This window comes from Vibrio sp. 10N.261.54.E10 (assembly GCF_002877735.2).
Lineage (GTDB): Bacteria > Pseudomonadota > Gammaproteobacteria > Enterobacterales > Vibrionaceae > Vibrio > Vibrio crassostreae_C.
In genome coordinates this window covers 1,195,556-1,213,260 of record NZ_MCXE02000002.1, presented here as the reverse complement: position 1 = coordinate 1,213,260, position 17,705 = coordinate 1,195,556, and the positions used below count along the sequence as shown (strand labels likewise).

At 43.9% G+C, this 17,705-nt stretch carries 15 protein-coding genes; 5 read left to right on the top strand and 10 right to left on the bottom strand.

Going from position 1 to position 17,705, the window contains the following annotated elements; translation table 11 throughout:
- Positions 1-444 precede the first annotated feature (444 nt).
- A complete protein-coding gene (locus BCU07_RS16610; protein WP_017060611.1) occupies positions 445-1,461 on the top strand; it encodes a GGDEF domain-containing protein in 1,017 nt (338 codons plus the stop codon).
- Positions 1,462-1,591: 130 nt separating this feature from the next.
- On the opposite strand, the gene BCU07_RS16605 is transcribed toward BCU07_RS16610, so the two are convergent.
- Positions 1,592-2,188 carry a malate synthase gene (locus BCU07_RS16605; protein WP_017060610.1) on the bottom strand — a complete coding sequence of 199 codons (597 nt, stop codon included), beginning with the start codon at positions 2,186-2,188 and terminating at the stop codon, positions 1,592-1,594.
- 169 nt (positions 2,189-2,357) lie between these two features.
- Between BCU07_RS16605 and BCU07_RS16600 the strand changes: the two genes are divergently transcribed.
- Entirely contained in the window at positions 2,358-3,887 is a 1,530-nt protein-coding gene (locus BCU07_RS16600) for a DUF3612 domain-containing protein (protein ID WP_082153947.1), read from the top strand.
- A 555-nt stretch (positions 3,888-4,442) separates the two neighbouring features.
- Here BCU07_RS16600 and BCU07_RS16595 read toward each other — a convergent pair.
- Positions 4,443-6,083 (bottom strand): DEAD/DEAH box helicase, encoded by a 1,641-nt coding sequence (locus BCU07_RS16595; RefSeq protein ID WP_102428774.1) that lies wholly within the window; start codon positions 6,081-6,083, stop codon positions 4,443-4,445.
- Between the two features lie 163 nt (positions 6,084-6,246).
- Positions 6,247-7,602, bottom strand: coding sequence for a diguanylate cyclase (locus tag BCU07_RS16590; protein ID WP_102428773.1), 1,356 nt, complete (start codon positions 7,600-7,602; stop codon positions 6,247-6,249).
- Between the two features lie 283 nt (positions 7,603-7,885).
- On the opposite strand from BCU07_RS16590, the gene BCU07_RS16585 reads away from it, so the two are divergent.
- Positions 7,886-9,028, top strand: a complete 1,143-nt coding sequence (locus BCU07_RS16585) for a DUF3541 domain-containing protein (protein WP_017060606.1) — start codon at positions 7,886-7,888, stop codon at positions 9,026-9,028.
- Positions 9,029-9,172: 144 nt separating this feature from the next.
- Here BCU07_RS16585 and BCU07_RS16580 read toward each other — a convergent pair whose 3' ends face one another.
- From BCU07_RS16580 to BCU07_RS16565, 4 genes are all read right to left on the bottom strand, one after another.
- Positions 9,173-9,790, bottom strand: coding sequence for a class I SAM-dependent methyltransferase (locus BCU07_RS16580; RefSeq protein WP_017064868.1), 618 nt, complete (start codon positions 9,788-9,790; stop codon positions 9,173-9,175).
- A 45-nt stretch (positions 9,791-9,835) separates the two neighbouring features.
- Positions 9,836-10,105 carry a hypothetical protein gene (locus BCU07_RS16575; RefSeq protein WP_017064869.1) on the bottom strand — a complete coding sequence of 90 codons (270 nt, stop codon included), beginning with the start codon at positions 10,103-10,105 and terminating at the stop codon, positions 9,836-9,838.
- A gap of 321 nt (positions 10,106-10,426) precedes the next feature.
- Entirely contained in the window at positions 10,427-11,635 is a 1,209-nt protein-coding gene (locus BCU07_RS16570) for a NupC/NupG family nucleoside CNT transporter (protein WP_102320600.1), read from the bottom strand.
- Positions 11,636-12,080: 445 nt separating this feature from the next.
- A complete protein-coding gene (locus BCU07_RS16565) occupies positions 12,081-12,701 on the bottom strand; it encodes a hypothetical protein (RefSeq protein WP_017060596.1) in 621 nt (206 codons plus the stop codon).
- 188 nt (positions 12,702-12,889) lie between these two features.
- On the opposite strand from BCU07_RS16565, the gene BCU07_RS16560 reads away from it, so the two are divergent.
- Entirely contained in the window at positions 12,890-13,252 is a 363-nt protein-coding gene (locus tag BCU07_RS16560; protein ID WP_277871501.1) for a PTS sugar transporter subunit IIA, read from the top strand.
- A 134-nt stretch (positions 13,253-13,386) separates the two neighbouring features.
- On the opposite strand, the gene BCU07_RS16555 is transcribed toward BCU07_RS16560, so the two are convergent.
- A complete protein-coding gene (locus BCU07_RS16555; RefSeq protein WP_029235617.1) occupies positions 13,387-14,652 on the bottom strand; it encodes an HD-GYP domain-containing protein in 1,266 nt (421 codons plus the stop codon).
- Between the two features lie 226 nt (positions 14,653-14,878).
- Here BCU07_RS16555 and BCU07_RS16550 point away from each other — a divergent pair, with 226 nt between their 5' ends.
- Positions 14,879-15,415 (top strand): GNAT family N-acetyltransferase, encoded by a 537-nt coding sequence (locus tag BCU07_RS16550; protein WP_017069226.1) that lies wholly within the window; start codon positions 14,879-14,881, stop codon positions 15,413-15,415.
- Positions 15,416-15,566: 151 nt separating this feature from the next.
- On the opposite strand, the gene BCU07_RS16545 is transcribed toward BCU07_RS16550, so the two are convergent.
- Positions 15,567-16,916 (bottom strand): sensor histidine kinase, encoded by a 1,350-nt coding sequence (locus tag BCU07_RS16545; protein WP_102428772.1) that lies wholly within the window; start codon positions 16,914-16,916, stop codon positions 15,567-15,569.
- Positions 16,909-17,598, bottom strand: a complete 690-nt coding sequence (locus BCU07_RS16540; RefSeq protein ID WP_102428771.1) for a response regulator transcription factor — start codon at positions 17,596-17,598, stop codon at positions 16,909-16,911. The genes BCU07_RS16545 and BCU07_RS16540 overlap by 8 nt, the downstream gene beginning before the upstream one ends.
- Between the last annotated feature and the right edge of the window lie 107 nt (positions 17,599-17,705).

The window sequence follows — 17,705 nt, the reverse complement described above, 5'->3', positions numbered from 1 at the left end:
TAAAAAGAATTTTAAAGCGCTGATTTTTATCGGCGCTTTTTTATGCCTGCTCATAAACATTTCCCCTCTTGATGCAAGCTTCACCCGTTAACTCTGAACAAATACAAATCACCAGCCAAGCCTCCCAATCTAACCACTCTCAGTTAAAGCTCGACGCCCAAATAACTTCACTTTTTGTATGCACTTCCAGAGACAACAACACTCATTTCTCAGCAATCTTTTGATACTAACTCACGCTACGCCGAAAGTTTGATAAGCCCAAATATGGTTAAAGAACAATCCATTAGATTGTACTTATGAATACGCAATCGATATTCATAATAAAAATGAGTTATTTATCCAATCCTCATCCACTAATTATATAATTTTTAAAGCAAAGACCTTCGAAATCCGCTAACCTTGTTCGCAAGTGGCTTAGTTGTTTTGGTATCTGCAGTAAAAATAATGAACAAAGACGAATTTCAGAAATCCACCGCAAATCTAAAAAAAGCGGTGCCTCTTATGATGAAGAACAGGGTGTCAACGACACCTGCAAATTACGCACTTTGGTACACCTATGTCGATAACGCTATTCCCCAGCTAACTCAAGACATGGATGGTGTTTTAGAACACTACGGTATTTGTCCTCCTGCCGTTGGTGAGCAGCTATACAACAATTATGTTGCCAGCAAATCCGAAACCAATATCAATGACCTTCGCGCTAATTTGGAACTGTTAGTTTCTGAAGTTTCCAATTCAATGAATGACACCCTGACCGACACCTCCGCTTTTTCTGACATGATCGATAAAAGCTTCGAGGACTTGGCTCGTGTTGATAATGAAAGCCTATCTATTGATGAAGTCATGTCCTTAGTTCGACAGCTGGTGTCTGAATCCCGTCATATTCGTCACTCTACTCAGTTTTTAAACTCTCAGCTAAACTCTGCAACCTCAGAGATCACCAAGCTAAAAACCCAGTTAGTAGAAGTTCAGAAAGATGCGCTTTTCGATAGTACAACCACACTCTATAACCGTCGCTCTTTCGACCGTGACATAGAAACCCTGTGTGAAGCACAACAATCTTTGTGTCTGATTCTTCTCGATATCGACCACTTTAAAAATTTCAACGACACCTATGGCCACTTGTTTGGCGATATGGTGCTTAAAGCGATCGCTCGCAAGCTGAAGTTAAGTTGCCGTGAAGGTATTTCTGCCTATCGATTTGGTGGTGAAGAGTTCGCGCTGATTGTGCCTAACAAGTCTTTGCGTATTGCTCGTCAACTCGCTGATACCAATCGTCGCTCTCTAGAAAAGCTGTCGATTAAAGATCGCCGCAGTGGTCAACAAGTCGGCAGTATCACTGCATCGTTTGGTGTCGCTGAACTTGAACCCGGCGAATCAGCTCAATCGCTGATTGAACGTGCTGATAAGCTACTTTATGAAGCGAAATCACTTGGCCGTAACCGAGTCATGCCTTTGTAAAACACACCAACAATGCTCTTATCGACATATTAGTCGGCTCGTATTGAGACTAGAAAGCCCCAAAGTTCATTATCTTCGGGGCTTTTTTTCTTTAGTTGTATAAATTACTTTAGCTAACTAGGATTCACCGTTAGATCTGGAAGCAATAATTCAAGCAGTAGTCTTCACCACTCTTTGCTCTGAACTCTTTATCTTCACTGCATGCCTTTGGTTTACCCTTTGCGTCACCTTGAATCAAACTGATCCAGTGGCGCATCGCTGCAATGGTCTCTTCACGCATTGTGGTTGTTGCTTCCATTGGTGATTGGCCAAACGTGGTGCATGATTCCAACTGAATATCATCAATTTCTACTAGCTCAATACAACCTGTCCCTTTGTGGCAACCAAACATCACCTCTAGGTGGCTGCCACTGCCATCTCGAAACAAGATAGAGTCTGGGTCGTTCTTCTCACCCATGTACGCTACAAACTGCTTAGGGTGCTTCAGACCGCTGTGCTGACCGTCTTTAAAGTAAGCCATAATATGGCGGTAATCGACTACGTAGCTGGTTACGTCTTGATGTGAGCCATTCTCTAGTGGGAATAGTCGATCAAGCAGCTGCTTTGCTTTCACTTGCTTTTCAGTTTGCTGATTAGCATTGATTGTCTCCACGGCAAAGACAGCTTCAGCGATAAATGGCTTTGATTGTTTTTGGATTTCTGTTTTATCGAATGTAAGCATATTCATAGTCTTTCCCTCTTGACCAGTCCGGTGATAACCACCGATTTCTACAGCAAAAATGTGTCCTAGAGCAATTATTCCAAACTAACGTTTAATTTATTTGTCATTTTGTGAATTGCTTAGTTTGTAGATTAGCGCTTTTTTACATACAATTTCACAACAAAAATTTTACAATGTGAATTTTACAAATATGGCCTTGTCAAAAAGTTTAGTTCGTCAGTCACATTTCCTAGGTACGAAAATACGTAACCTAAGAAAACGTAACCATTTAACGATGGAAGACCTGTCTGCGCGTTGTATTAGAATCGACCCAGAATGTGCTCCTTCCGTTTCTTACCTTTCAATGATTGAACGTGGAAAGCGGGTTCCGAGCATCGATATGCTGGAAGTGATTGCACAGGTCTTTCAGAAGAATCCGACGTGGTTCCTCGACGACGAATCTGAACAACAAGCCATTGCTCCTGATAAGGGGAATCGTGGTGGGATAAGTGGCATGGCGCTCGAGCCGAGCTTCCTATTCTCAAACGATATCCTGCAAATTGCGATTCCTGAGATGCTGTCACAAACGGGCATTTCAGGCCGCCAGTTTGCGCACCTCTTGATTCGAGCACACCAAGAGAGCAACCAGAACCACTTCCCTGACCTTGAGCGCGCTGCGGAAGAAGTAGGCTTAAAACGTCTTAACCTCAGCGTAGAAGACCTGATAGACATCGCTAGAAGCCTAGGAATCAACATCCGCTGGGTAACGCGAACGCCGCAAGACGTAGTCGATGAGCTCGGAATTAACGCTAAGCAGTTGGTGACATCCTTCTTTGAGCCTCCCGGTACTATCTTCTTAAACGAGATCCTTAAAGAGTACCCAACCCGTCTGAAATACGACCTTTCGGTTTATATCGGTCATTGCATTCTGCACAGCAAAGAGGGCCTAAAGAGTGTGTTGTCGGTCGGTAACAACAACACGTGGGACGACAACCAGATATCGGGATCTTCACAGCTCAACTCCCAAGATATTCTTCAAGCATGGCGAGACTTTGAATCCAGCTTCTTTGCTGGCGCACTTCTGTGCCCGAAAGTCCCGTTTAGGCAGCTACTTGACCGCACTGGTTACGAAATCGACGTTCACAAAAGAGCAGGGGTTTCCCCCTCTGTTGCGATGCGTCGAATGACTGTAGTATCGCCCTACCCTCACTGGCACTACTTTGATGCTTATGGGCCGGGGAAACTCAAGGCGGTATATCGCGGGAACGGGATTCCGCTACCTTGGGGAAATATGAGAACGGTCGCTGACCCATGTCAACATTGGGCTGTGTTCCGTCGATTATCAGAACCTCGAGCGGGAAGCTCGGCTCAAATCTCCATTTTGAACGTGGGTGATGAGCCAAGAATCTACTGCTGTGAATCCATCAATATGACGGATCCTGCGGGTAACAATCGTGTGTTGTGTGCTGGTATAGATCTCAACCCTGCGATTGATGCTCAAGGCGGTAATTCAAGAGACATAGCAGAGCAGCTTAAAGCGTCATGCGTTAACAATGGTGGCTCTGTGGCAATTCCGCGTAACATCAAAAAAGATCTCACGACAATAGCCAAGATTCTAAATATAAATTGGATTGAACGTGGGATTGAGACAGAGGCGAGGCTTATCTGCTCCAGAGGTGGAGAATGCCCACGCCAACCAAGCTGTTACTCTAAGTGTGGTGAGTAAAAAAGTAATAACAAAAAATAGAACCTAAATTTCAGGCAAAAAAAAACCAATCACAATAAGGGTGATTGGTCATATATTTTGTGTGAACAAAAAAGGTTCACTAACAACGTCAGTTGGCTAGGTGACCCTCGGCTTAAGAAGGGTCACCATTACTAATGCAGCATGCGTGCCAACTTTTAAAACACGTATTTACTACGCATCTGGACACGTATTGGCCGGATATCCTTGCTTGTTTTGCAAACTGGAATTGCAAATTGCAAAATTCAACAAAAACGCTAGTGATTATGTTATTATTAATGAATAATTAAAGATTCATTACCCTTCCCAAAAATATCATATTTCCCTTAGATTCAATCACTTTAAACAGCAATAAACCTCCCCTAGCTTACTCAAGCTATACGGTTACTCAACATAAACAACACCCATAAAAAAACGCGAACATTGAGATTCAATATTCGCGCTTATTCGATTTCTATGACAGAAAGAACTTAACCCACGAGACGCCTTTTTATAAAGCGACTCATGTTCGTTGCTCTTTCAATATCTCAGAAAAGATTACTTCTGAGGAGCTGGCTTAGAGCGGCTTCTCGACGGTGAAGGTTTGTTGCCTGTTGGCTTATTTGACGACTTGCTTGGGCCGTAGCTACCGCCGTAACCAGACTTCTTAGGCTTGCCTGCAGGTTTACCCGCGTTATTTGGCTTACCAGTACCGTTAGATTTACCCGCACCGCTTGGTTTGCTTAGAGTGTTCTGAGCACCCGCGTTATTTGCAGCAGGTTTATTGCCCGCACTACCGCGCTTAAAGTTGCTGCCGTTGTTTCTTACTGACTTATCTTCACCTGTCGCAGCTGAATTGTTTTCAGCCGGTTTCTTTCCAGATGTTGGTTTACGCTTTGGCGCCGAACCATTGCCAGCTACATGACGCTTGTTCTTACCTGCTGGCTTGTGCCCGCGAGCGTTATCACCAGAGCGTTGACCATCAGCATGCTCACGTGGCTGTTTTGCTTTCTTCTGTTTCTTAGGCTTGATTGGACGTGAATCCAAGCGAGACTCAGGTAACTTGTTTACTGGAGAGAAACCTTCCAGTTCACGACGCTCTAGCACTTGTTGAATAAGGCGTTCAATACCGAACAGCTCACCCACTTCATCCGCACAAACCAATGAAATCGCTTTACCTACTTCACCAGCACGGCCAGTACGACCGATACGGTGTACATAGTCTTCTGATACATGAGGAAGATCGAAGTTAACTACTTGAGGCAGTTGTGGGATATCGATACCACGAGCAGCGATATCAGTTGCAACAAGTACTCGTACCTTACCTGTTTTGAAGTTCTCTAAGGCTTTAGTACGTGCACCTTGGCTCTTGTTGCCATGAATAGGTGCAGCAGTGATGTCTTGCTCTTCAAGGAAGCGAGCAAGCTTATTAGCACCGTGTTTCGTCTTGCTGAACACCAACACTTGTCGCCAATCGTTATCTTTGATTAGCTTCGCTAGCATTGCGCTTTTTTTCTTTTTGTCTACTGGGTAGATGCTTTGCTCAACCGTTTTTGCCGTCGAGTTTGCAGGGCTTACTGAAATTTCAACAGGATTGTTCACTAAGCCTTTCGCTAAGCTGCGGATATCATCAGAGAACGTCGCTGAGAACAGTAGGTTCTGACGCTTCTTAGGCAAGAAAGCCAAGATCTTACGGATATCGCGGATGAAACCCATATCTAGCATACGGTCTGCTTCATCTAACACTAGGATTTCTAGTTGGTCGAAACGCACTGCATTTTGGTTGTATAGGTCAAGGAGACGACCAGGTGTTGCCACCAACACGTCACTGCCTTTACGCAGTTTTTGCATCTGAGGGTTAATCTTCACACCACCAAACACGACCGTCGAAGTCAGCGGTAAGTTAATACCGTACTTCACTACGCTGCCATTCACTTGCGCAGCAAGCTCACGAGTTGGCGTTAGCACGAGCGCACGAACTTGGTTCTGACGTACGCGAGTACCTTTCGATAACATTTCAAGAATAGGTAGCGTGAAGCCTGCAGTTTTACCTGTACCTGTTTGAGCAGCGGCCATAACATCTTTGCCCGTTAGGACAGCTGGCACGGCTTTCTCTTGTATTGGTGATGGCTTATCGTAACCTTGTGCTTCAATAGCTTTAAGGATCGGTTCAGAAAGGCCAAGGGAGGTAAAACTCATAGATTATTTTCTCAGTTGAATAACATTTAGTATGAGCAACACGTTAAAAAGTGCGTTGCTTCAGCTTTTGCTCATCAAATACATTGATACGGAGCAAAGCGCGGTATTCTGAGGCTTTTCCCCCCATTCAGCAACTAAATTCTAATCGCAGCTAAAATTCAACCTAGATAACTTGTCGCTTCTGTTCGTACATTTTTTCATCAGCGGCTTTTAAGAGCGCATCGACATCATTGTAGTTGTTATTGTGAATAACCCAACCCACACTGATTCTGAGATAAATAGAGTGCGCGTCGTACACAACTGGTGCCGAGCATATCGCCTTTCGTAGTTTAGTCACGATCGACGATACGTGTTGATCATCGATAATGCGTGGCAACAAGACCAAGAACTCATCACCGCCTATCCTTGCGACGATATCTGAAACACGCAGCTCACTTCTGATGCGGTTAGCACACTCAATCAATACCTGATCGCCTGCCGCGTGACCATAAGTGTCGTTGATTGCTTTAAACCCATCGAGGTCGATATTTACAACGGCAAAGGTTCTCGCTCTCTGTTTTTGAGTGGTTTTGAAGGCCTGCTTGAGGCTATACATGAAGTATCGACGATTCGGTAACATCGTTAACTCATCATGCATAGAGCGGCTATCTGCAATGCGGTAAAGGCGATAAATAGTAAAGAAAGCAAACGCCAGCACTAATATTATGGAGTAGCCCACCAGCCTTACCGCTTGGATGCGATACCAAGGCTCATCCATCAATACATGTTCGTTACCGGAGAGAGCAAGGTACCAACCCCCGTATGGAAAACTCACCTGTTCAGTGGCAAACGCATTATCAAACACATCCTGAGTACCATAAAAGACAGCGCCATCTTTCCCTGAACTGTTTGCACCACGAATTGCTAATTCATACTTTTTCTCGATCTTGCCGATTCCAACATCTTCAAACAGCTCATCTAAACCGATAACAGCACTGGAGACACCCCAATAATCTTGATTAAAAGGCGGATCTCGGAAGATCGGAGTACGCGTAATGAGGGCTTGCCCACCTTGAAACAACTCAAAGGGACCAGCAATAAAGGTGTTGCCAAGATTACGGGCTATCTCAACAGACTCCCATTGATTTGGGTGATCACGATAATTAATACCGAGAATCTGCTCATTACCTTCCAGCGGGTAAACAAAATTTAGAATGTCGTCTTTGGCGAGTCCGATAAGTCGAATATGGAAGCCATCTTGAATGATATTCTCAGCAATCTTATCCCAATTTTTCACCTCACCATCGGGGTTGATGGTCACTAAGGTCGAGAAATTATTGAGGATATACATATCTGACACGATCGCGGCTTCAATCCGAGAACGAATAATGGATAGTTGCTTTTTTGCCTGTGAATACGATTCGTTTTTAAGAAAAGTTAATTGCTTGGCATGAAAGAACTCAATTGCGCTTACTATCGCAAGGAAAAAAAGAAAAGCTACTACTCTGGCAGACCACTGCTTGCTAGAACCACTTGGCATTTACGAACCTCTAACACTATTGTTCTATATACTGCCTTATAACGGCTCATTTCTGGCTTATTGCTCCAGTATGCCGCTAAGTCATTAAAAATCCATACTAACGTCGACTATCTATCAAATATTGGGTGATCCATCACTTCAAACTTCTTTACTAAACGAATGGTTTAATCAAAAAGGGTTAGTGAACCTTATAAAGCTTACATTGTATTGACTCAACGCTTACATTAAAGGATTCATCAATGTTATTTTACATAGACTAATAATCAGCTTGGTACCTCACGACATGAAGTTAAAAACTATCACACTGTGTACATTGCTATCAGCCTCGGTTGCCGTTCACGCACAAGAAAACGTTCAAGCGCCAACCGCAGTGAACGTTCAATCCCAAGCAGATTCGCTCAATTCTCAAGAACAATCTTTCAAGCAATCTGCAGACCTAATTCGCACCACCTACGAAAGCCAGCTTTACACTCTGCCTGCATTCAAAGAAGGTCATTACGGGCTGCGCATGTATCGCCAAACATTAGACGATAAGTATTCTGCTGCGGTGTGGAGCGACATGGCTCGAGTGGCAAGCAAGCTCAGCACCCTGTCGAATGACGTTCAAACCATGGAACAAATCGTACTCTACTCAGAGAAGCGAGTTGCATCTTATATTGGTGATAACGATGAGCGCAGTATTCGACGCTACAACATCACCAAGCACATGCCTGAATACCTTTACCTTGGTGTTGACCTTCTAGGCTCTATGGCTCGTGCTAACGAATACGGTTTAGAACACAAGAACGATGCCAAGCTACGCGAAATCATTCGTCGCTATGACTTCTCACGATACGTGACCAATGAAGACATGGTGAAAGCGTGGGCCGCTCAATTAGCGAATCAGGTTTACTGGTTGCGCCAACTGGGCGAGCAGGATGTCGTTGATGAGTTTGTCGATACCTTCAAAAAAGCGTATCCAGACGATAAAGACAAAAAACTCTCAAGCCAGCAATTCGGCAATAAGATCTATGGTATGACACACGTCATCTTCGGCGACTCAGAATATTACCAACATCAAGTAAGCGAACAAGACCATCAATGGATCTACGATTACTTTAGAGAAAACATCGATACGATTCTGCTGCGTGCGAAAGAAGATGTCATTGCTGAGGTTGGATTAACCTTCTTGTTGGCAGGTTTAGAAGATGACCCAGTTCTAGAGAAAACTCGACTCGCGATTCAAGCTTCAATCGATGAGAAACAAGGCATGATCCCTTCTATCACTGGTGATTTTGATCTTGAGTACGGTGAACACCGCAACGTGTTAGCAATCATGCTACTCGATTGGCAGCAAGTGAATGAAGCGCCGACTTATGAAGGCAACCCTAAGGTGTTTACTAACATCCCTTACGGACTCATTAAAAACCAACCACCGAAGAACTAGCAACATACCTAGCCTAGGTTCATCATAGAACCCAAAAAGCCTCATACCTTTCAAGGCTGCGGCTTTTTGCTGTTTACTACGTCAGTACTCGTATCAAAAGTTGTTAATATCAAAACCTGCGTAAAGATAAAAACAAAGACGACATCAAGCTCCTGACACGGCTTTGTTCATCACTATCGTAAAATCCCCTTCTGCGTAGCCCTCCGTTAAAGAGACATCATCGCAGAGCGTTTTACAGAAACGATAGACACCTTGAGGGTGATAACTCATCAAGGTATTACGCGAAGGATACTGGCTTGAGTTGAGAAGATTAAAAATCACCGTCTGATTCGCCAGTTCATACATGCGAGTAATCATGTTTGTCAGATAATCAGAATCACGAGAGATGTAGTTCAGTGAACCACTAGCGATGACAATGTCGTGCGCCTCAAGGTTCATTTTGCTCATATCACCCGCCAAAAACTGACAACGATCTTCTGTGTAGTTTTGCTTCGCCTTCTTAAGAAAGCCTGCGTGTTGGTCAACGCCGGTATAAGATTGAATACGATAGATGCTGTCGAGCAGTTCAAACAGCTCGCCATAGCCGCAACCCAAATCTAAAACACTCTTCTTTTCGAAGTCCGCCGCACGAGCGATTACTTCAAAGCGACACAATTGACTCTCTTCGCTAGTCCAACCTAAAGCTTTAGCCTTGTCGCCATTCGAGCGGTTAGTTTGTTTCCGATGATAGCGATACACCTTCCAACGATCGAGCCAGTGCATTCAAATCAGCCCTACTTCAATGAACATCAGCACACCTTGATAAGATTAAGCTTTAGAACTTGAAGAAAAGAGCCCACCGATTTTATAACCGATCGCATAGCAAACCACGGCGACAGTAACAAACACCAATGCCGAGAAGAAATACGCTACAGACGCTGCGACACCAGCCCCCCACACCACGCTGAACACCAAACCGAGATAAGCCTCTTTTGGCCACTGGTAGATAGGAAACTGAGCGCCGCCAGCAATTAGGTAAACCATCGCAAACAAGCCAATGAAGGTAACAATAAGACCGATGAGAACGCGAATGTTCATGGAGAGACCCTTGATTAATTTAGCTTGGTTGCCATTGTTCCTAATCGAAAGCGGATATGCTTAGTCGGAACCGAATGTTCTCAATCGAAATCGAATGTTCTTAATCGAAGCCGAATGTTATTAATCGCAACCTGATGATATTCAAGTATATCGGATAAAAGGAACTGGCTCTATTACTCTTCCGAGTGAGCTTTTACTCACGATAGACAAATCACAGTCGACGGCCAAAACCTGATTTCGCCTGATTAACAGGCACAAAAAAGCGGACACCCTCCTTACGTTAACTCCGTAAGCAAAGTGTCCGCTTTAACTGAATCTAGCTTAAAGCAGGATGAAAATACCCGCTAAGCATGCACTCATTAGGTTTGCTAGCGTACCAGCAGCTACAGCTTTCAAACCTAAGTTTGCAACTTCAGCACGGCGCTCTGGTGCCATAACACCGATTGAACCTAACTGAATCGCGATAGAACCAATGTTAGCAAAGCCACATAGAGCAAAAGTCACGATCACTTGGCTGTGTTCAGATAACAGAGCTTTGTTCTCAACGAAGTCGATGAAAGCAACAAACTCGTTCATAACGATCTTCTGACCGATGTAAGAACCCGCCATCAATACTTCGTCACTTGGGATACCGATCAGCCATGCAAGAGGCGAGAACAGGTAACCAAAAATAGCTTGTAGCGTAATACCCGCAAAACCGAACGTTTCACCTAGGCTTTCTAGGCCAGTGTTGACCATCGCAATCACACTCACGAAGGCAACCAACATAGTACCAACCGCTACCGCAACCTTCATACCGTTCATCGCGCCGCTTGCCAATGCATCAATCACGTTGCTTTGGTCAGCTTTATCTAGTTCGATATGGTCGTAATCACTTGGTGTGCTGCGCTCAGGAACAATGATCTTCGCCATTAACAGACTGCCCGGAGCCGCCATAAAGCTTGCAGCGATAAGGTATTTAAGCTCAACACCAAGGCCAGCATAACCACCAAGTACACTACCCGCTACCGACGCCATACCACCTGCCATTACAGCAAACAGTTCCGAACGAGTCATAGACTTTAAAAAGGGACGAATAAGAAGAGGAGACTCACCCTGAGAAAGGAAGATATTACCTGTAGCAACCAGAGATTCAGCTTTACTTGTACCCAGCAGTTTTTGCACCGCTCCGCCCAAGATTTGAATCACTTTCTGCATAACGCCTAAATAATAGAGCGCAGAGATCAAAGCACTGAAGAAGATAATGATTGGAAGTACGCGAATCGCGAAAATGAAACCTTCAGTAGCCAGATCACCAAATAGGAAAGCGATACCAACGTCTGCAAAACCAAGCAAACTCGAAACGCCATTGCTTAGGCTTGTTAACGCCAGTTGTCCCCATGGGAAATACAAGACTAAGGCTGCAAAACCGATTTGAAGTAATAGTGCACGAGAGACCGTTTTCCAGTTAATTGAAGAACGACTTTCAGATAACAGGTACGCGCAAGCAATCAGTGCAAGAACACCGACAAAACCAAATAGAATATTCATAATGTGTCCTAGTAATCCTTAAAGAGTGAACATGAGCCAAGCAAATGACATCAAAGGAACAGGACAAAGAACCGCAAGCAAAACGCTACGCGATGAAGGAGCTAACAGGGTTAGCGAATGTAACAACGAGTTGTTCATGTAAAAAATCACCTTATACAAGCAGTGGAACGTAGCTGGTCCGGTCCGTGGGGTCATTCACATATCCATGTGACGGCTTGTATTGGCTAAGCACCGGCTTAAAACCGGAAAAGAAGTATAAACAGTTAAGTGAGACTTTCATCACATTTTTTGACGCAAACGATCGCGCGGTCATAAAGCGTACAAATCGAACTACTTCTCGCAATAATTCATTTCCCCAGCAAGAAATAATGCAAAAAAAACCATCATTAAAACAAAAAGCCACAGAGTGTGGCTTTTTCAAAATATGAGATCAAAGTGGGAATAACTAGTTTAGCAGGGCACTTTTCACTTCAGCATCTCGGAATATCTCTTCAAAACGCTGTTTGTAGATCAGTTGCATCTCATTGATGATTGCACCACCATCAGGTACATCATTCTCGCCTTGGAAATTTTTGCTGAGTAGCTTATTACCAGCTTCATCATAGATAATCACATTAACGTTGTACCAAGAGTTATCCGTAAATGCGTGGAAGTCATACTTCCACTCATTCAAGACAAACATCATCGATTTGTTGTCGAATGCTTTCATCTGCTCAGCAACCTTGGTGATATCCTCTTCAGGCGTCGTCTCAACCGACTCAACAGCTACTTGCTGTTTTTTCAAGCCTGCGACCAATCTGTCAGTCAAAAATTGAGACATTGGCTGCTGTGTCGCCGTGTTGTAGGTATAAGGAATACCTAACGAACTGCGAATAATTCCCTCAAATTTTGGCTCTTTATCATGATCGAGAACGTATGGTCTCTTATCGATTACAGCGACGGTCAACGCTTTTTCCTGTGGAACTTCATTGAGTTGAGGCGCACTTTGTTCTGCTGTTAATACCGTTGCACAACCAGAAAGCCCTAACGATACTGCAGCGAGCAGTAAACTGACGAGTTTTTTCATAGATTTACCTATCTTATTGTTTTGAATAGGCTGTTCTAACAAAAATCGACTTAATGAGTAAACATTCATAAAATCAATATTTTACATAATTGTTATTTATGTAAATTCGCTCACACATCGGGTTAAATTTATTGAGTCATCAGTCAATAACAAGGGTTTGTAACGGAACGTTATGAAATGAACAGATTATGTTCAAGCTATCAAGCTATCAAGCTATCAAGCTATCAAGCTATCAAGCTATCAAGCAAAAGCACAAGGACATCGGCGCGTACTATGTTCTAGCACCAAAAATTGCGATGCCTCATGCTCGTCCTGAGGATGGTGTGAACGAAGCATCACTGCAAGTGACAGTATTCAAGAAGGGTGTTGATTTAGAGTCGGAAGACAACGGTGACGTTTATCTTTCAATTACTCTGGCGGCAATGGACTCAGACAGCCACATCCACACGATTATGGCGCTATCAGAGTTGTTCCAAAATGATAATGACATTGATGCCATCATCGCAGCGGAAACTGAGCAAGCGATCATCGAGATCTTAAAGCGATACTAATCTCGATCTAAAAATCCTGATAAGCCCCCATTAAAAAAAGCGATAGCCTCGGCTATCGCTTTTCTGTTTCTGGTGTTTAGTCATTTCGACCGAGTATGAGTTTAGGCGTCACACCTCGAAAGCATTCAGTGGCGTTAAAACGCGTACATTCGTTTGTCTGTCGATAATTCAAAGCAATATTGCGCGTGTTTATTAAGGCACTCAAACACTTCTCGATCCAACTTAAAGTTATCAACGTGGTCCCTCAAAATAGCGAGAGTCTCTTCTAACGTCATGCCTCCACGATAAGGTCGAGACTGAGTTAGCGCTTGAAACACATCCACCACAGCAACAATTCGACTGGGTTGATCCAACTCTTCCGCCGTTTTTCCCATTGGGTAACCCGAACCATCTAACCTTTCATGGTGATTAGATGCCCACTGACAAACCTGAGGTGAACTGAACAACTCCTGCAATGCGAATCGAGTGTCCGTTGCATGGCGTTTAATACAGCAATACTCTTCTTCAGTGAGTAAATCCGGCTTATGCAGAATGTCATTAGGGGTTTGCAGTTTACCGATATCATGGACTAACCCAGCCAGATAGAGTTTGCGCTGAGTGGTGTAGGAATAACCCAGCTGTTTGGCGAGGTATTCTGAAAGCTGCCCAACCTTTAAAGAGTGCTTAAAGGTAAACGAACTTTTGGTATCAACAACATTGGCGATAAACTCGGCAAAGGCCACCGTCTCATCCAGCGACATTTGCTGGGAGAAAAATGGCACAGGTTCAAAGTTATCCCTCATGTTCTCGATGTATGGAATCTCCATAGAAAACCAGAAGTCATCCAAATCAACCAACTCGCACATGTGTTGCACAAGGTTGGTTTCGAACATCTCATCCGCTTGTTCAGTCAAACGTTCAATGATGCTCGCTTTGCCATCTGGTGTTAGGTTTCCATAACGATCAGAAGAGGTTATGCCGTATAGATAATCGACTCTATCGGCAAGCATCACGATGGCAGCTAGTTCTCTTTCTAACTCGCTGATATGAATAGCCCTTAGCTCAGACCACGGAGTATGGTGATAAAGAACCGGCTTAGCAAATATAGAAAGAACTGGGCACTCTTTTAAGATTTGGTAGCCCTTTTGACAATGGTGATAGCTTGAGTCAGGTACAAACCCAGACGTTAAACTGAGCTGTTCATCAATTTGCGAGACACCACAGTCGTGAATCAAGCCTAACGAAAACGCGAGCTGCGCTTGCTCTTCTTCCCACCCCACACTCAGAGCACATCGATACGCGATATAGCCCACTCTCTGTCCATGATTTTTACTTTCGAAACCGACGTTATCAAGCGCCTTAGCAATACCGAATAGAGCCTTCCTTAGGTCCACGGTCACGTCCTGGCAATGTTGATTCATTATTTAAGCCTAGCATTTTTATATTTTTTATATATTTAGGCCGTTAATACTAATGCATAGCTAATGATTATATACACAACTATTGTAAGGTTTAATGAGTTTCGTGATAGAACCAACGTATCACGAAAAATCCGTGCTACAAATGGTTGCATATTAAAAATCATGCGACATTATAGCCTGCCGACTAAGATTCGCTTAAATAAGCAGCCATAAGAAAAGGAAAGACATGTTTAAAACGGTTATCGACAACGAACTCTCCATCGCATTGGTTGAAGAGAGCTTCGCTTCTCACTACGCGGAAATCTCACAAAGCCAGAATGAGTACCTAAGTCAATGGCTCGTGTGGCCGCCACATTGTAAAACCGAGCAAGACTTTAGGATCTTCATCCAACGCTCGCTACACGATTATGCCGAAGGGAAAAGCATGACTTGTGCAATCGTGTATCAAGACAAGGTCGTCGGTAACTGCAGTTTCAATACCATTGATCATGATAAGCAAAAGGTGACCATAGGTTATTGGTTATCTGAGACATACCAAGGAAAGGGGATTGTGACGCGCGTTGTCCAGAAGCTGATTGATGTTGCTTTCAATGAGTTAGATATGGAAAAGGTAGAGATATCAGCCGCAACCGGTAACCAAAGCAGCCGCAAGGTTTGTGAGCGCTTACATTTCACGTTAGAAGGTATTATAACTCGTAACGAGAACTTGAATGGCCGCATCGTAGACCACGCTATTTATGGACTTCATCGCTCTAAGCTCTAAGCTCTAAGCTCTAAGCTCTAAGCTCTAAGCTCTAAGCTCTAAGCAGTAGTACTAAGAAGTCACTCGCTTGTAAATCGGAATATGAAAAAGCCACGGTATTAGTCCGTGGCTTTGTTATTTGACGAGCCTGAAGAGTTCTTAAAGCTACAGTTTATGCGATCTTAGGAATCACGATACTGAACTTGGCACCACCATGGTTGCTGTCGTCGATTTTGATATCCCAAGAAAGTTTTTTAGCCGCCGATAGAGCAATCGCGAGGCCCACCCCCAATCCACCGTTGGTCGACGTTCTGCTTGAGTCTAGTCGAGAGAACGGAAGGAATACCTCATCACGCCTATTCTCTGGTATTCCAGAACCATTGTCTTCAATCACCACCAGCCAGTTTTCTGAGTTCTCATCCAGCGTCATCCACACTTTGTCTTGTGTGTAATTACCCGCATTCTTGAGAACGTTATCGAACACCAAGCGTGCCATTGAGCAATCACACTTAATCTTGCACTCTAGCTGTACCTTAGATTCAAAGGTGGCATTGTCTAGTTTCGAGTAACGAATTCGGTCTAGGCAATACTCACGAAGATCGGAGGTCACTTTAACGAGCTCAAAGAAAGAGTTATCCATGACATTCAACTTCGACAGCATGATGATTTCTGACGTGAGCTCGTTGATATCCTCAATGTAGGTATCAATGTCATCGAAAAGAACCTGATGATTATCGGGGGCTCCCCTTCTTAGGATATCGGTCGCCAGTTGAATACGACTTAGCGGAGTTCGTACTTCGTGTGGGATAGCTTGAGCGAAAATATGACTTTGTTTTACTTTGCTTTCGATCTCTTCAGCCATGAAGTTAAAACTGCTGGCCAAATCAGAAACAGGATGGATGTCGTCCATGTCAGATCGAGTACTAAGCTTGCCCTTACCAAACTGTTTCTGCTTCTCGACGAGCAACTCTATTCTTTCTTGAAAACGCCTCACAGGTAAGTAAACACTTGCTCCAATCGCCACAATCACAGCCAACAACAGCCCTAACAAAAAGTGTCGTTCTGAGTCTTCGTACCATTCAATGTCAGGAGAAAAAAAGTCCCCTACCTCACTGAACCCAAAACTGAATTTAGAGTTTGGTAGCTGAAACACGGTCGAATAGAGGTTGTCATCACTTAGATATATCGGCACACCGTTTAAGGTTGTGTATAACTCACATTGTTGGCAAGGCGCCTCGCCCGACCAATTCTCCAACAGGCGTAAATTGAAGATATAAAATTGTTGGTAGCCTGTTCTATCGAGCTCTTTATAGAGTGAGTTTTCTTGATTGTGTTGACGAACATACTGCTCCGCAAAGTAGATGCCATCATTGAGGAAGGTTTCGATCTCGGTGCGTCGCATGTACCCCTCACCAAGGTTCAAGAACAAAAATATCGTTGCCGACATCCCAGTCACAATCCCAAGGTATAAGCGAGCAAACATCGAAACCGAGCGAAGCTTCGTAGCAATGAACTTACGCAACCAGCATGTACCCCTTGTTGCGAACCGTACGAATCAACTGTTTGTCTTTTGCGTGAATGCGCAGCTTTCGGCGTAACCCAGACACGCGCATATCAATCGAGCGGTCGTTGAACGCGTAATCTATCCCTCTAAATAACTGACAGCACTGGTCTCGAGTCACGACCTGACAGATGTTATTAACGAGAAGGTTTAAGATTTCAAATTCAGCAGAAGTAAGCTTGAGGTTTTGGCCGTAGAGCGTGGCACTTTGAGCAGAGCTGTTGATTACAATATCGCACTGTTTTTCAGCCGTAGTTTCTTGCGCAGTTTTTACGGGAGTCGCTCGACGCAATAACGCTTCAATTCGCGCTAACAAGGCATGGCCACGAATCGGTTTGGCAACGTAATCGTCCGCACCAAATTTAAACAAGCTGACCTCGCTCATTTCATCGGCGGAAGCCGTTAGCACTAAAATCATTCCATTGTAAAACTCACGGGCTTGACGGCAAATTTGCGCGCCGCTAATCCCTGGAAGCATCAAGTCCAACAGCACTAAATCAGGTTCAATACTACGGATCGCTTCAAGTGCCAAGTTCCCTTCATGAACAACGCTAACATTGTAACCTTCAGCTTCGAGGTAAAGCGTCGTTAGACGAGCTATCTCTTGGTCATCTTCAACAATGAGCACTTTGGTTTTCGACATTCCTATCACCAGTATTTATTAAAAGCGAAGGCAGTATATATACTGGTCATAGATCATCAATATTGGAATCAGAGCCCTACATTTACCGTACGCAAAACATAGTAATC

Excerpts from the sequence above, each read along its gene's own strand:
- BCU07_RS16610 (WP_017060611.1), top strand. The coding sequence starts at position 445 with ATGAACAAAGACGAATTTCAGAAATCCACCGCAAATCTAAAAAAAGCG.
- BCU07_RS16605 (WP_017060610.1), bottom strand. The coding sequence starts at position 2,188 with ATGAATATGCTTACATTCGATAAAACAGAAATCCAAAAACAATCAAAG.
- BCU07_RS16595 (WP_102428774.1), bottom strand. The coding sequence starts at position 6,083 with ATGAGTTTTACCTCCCTTGGCCTTTCTGAACCGATCCTTAAAGCTATT.
- BCU07_RS16590 (WP_102428773.1), bottom strand. The coding sequence starts at position 7,602 with ATGCCAAGTGGTTCTAGCAAGCAGTGGTCTGCCAGAGTAGTAGCTTTT.
- BCU07_RS16585 (WP_017060606.1), top strand. The coding sequence starts at position 7,886 with ATGAAGTTAAAAACTATCACACTGTGTACATTGCTATCAGCCTCGGTT.
- BCU07_RS16580 (WP_017064868.1), bottom strand. The coding sequence starts at position 9,790 with ATGCACTGGCTCGATCGTTGGAAGGTGTATCGCTATCATCGGAAACAA.
- BCU07_RS16575 (WP_017064869.1), bottom strand. The coding sequence starts at position 10,105 with ATGAACATTCGCGTTCTCATCGGTCTTATTGTTACCTTCATTGGCTTG.
- BCU07_RS16570 (WP_102320600.1), bottom strand. The coding sequence starts at position 11,635 with ATGAATATTCTATTTGGTTTTGTCGGTGTTCTTGCACTGATTGCTTGC.
- BCU07_RS16565 (WP_017060596.1), bottom strand. The coding sequence starts at position 12,701 with ATGAAAAAACTCGTCAGTTTACTGCTCGCTGCAGTATCGTTAGGGCTT.
- BCU07_RS16560 (WP_277871501.1), top strand. The coding sequence starts at position 12,890 with ATGTTCAAGCTATCAAGCTATCAAGCTATCAAGCTATCAAGCTATCAA.
- BCU07_RS16555 (WP_029235617.1), bottom strand. The coding sequence starts at position 14,652 with ATGAATCAACATTGCCAGGACGTGACCGTGGACCTAAGGAAGGCTCTA.
- BCU07_RS16550 (WP_017069226.1), top strand. The coding sequence starts at position 14,879 with ATGTTTAAAACGGTTATCGACAACGAACTCTCCATCGCATTGGTTGAA.
- BCU07_RS16540 (WP_102428771.1), bottom strand. The coding sequence starts at position 17,598 with ATGTCGAAAACCAAAGTGCTCATTGTTGAAGATGACCAAGAGATAGCT.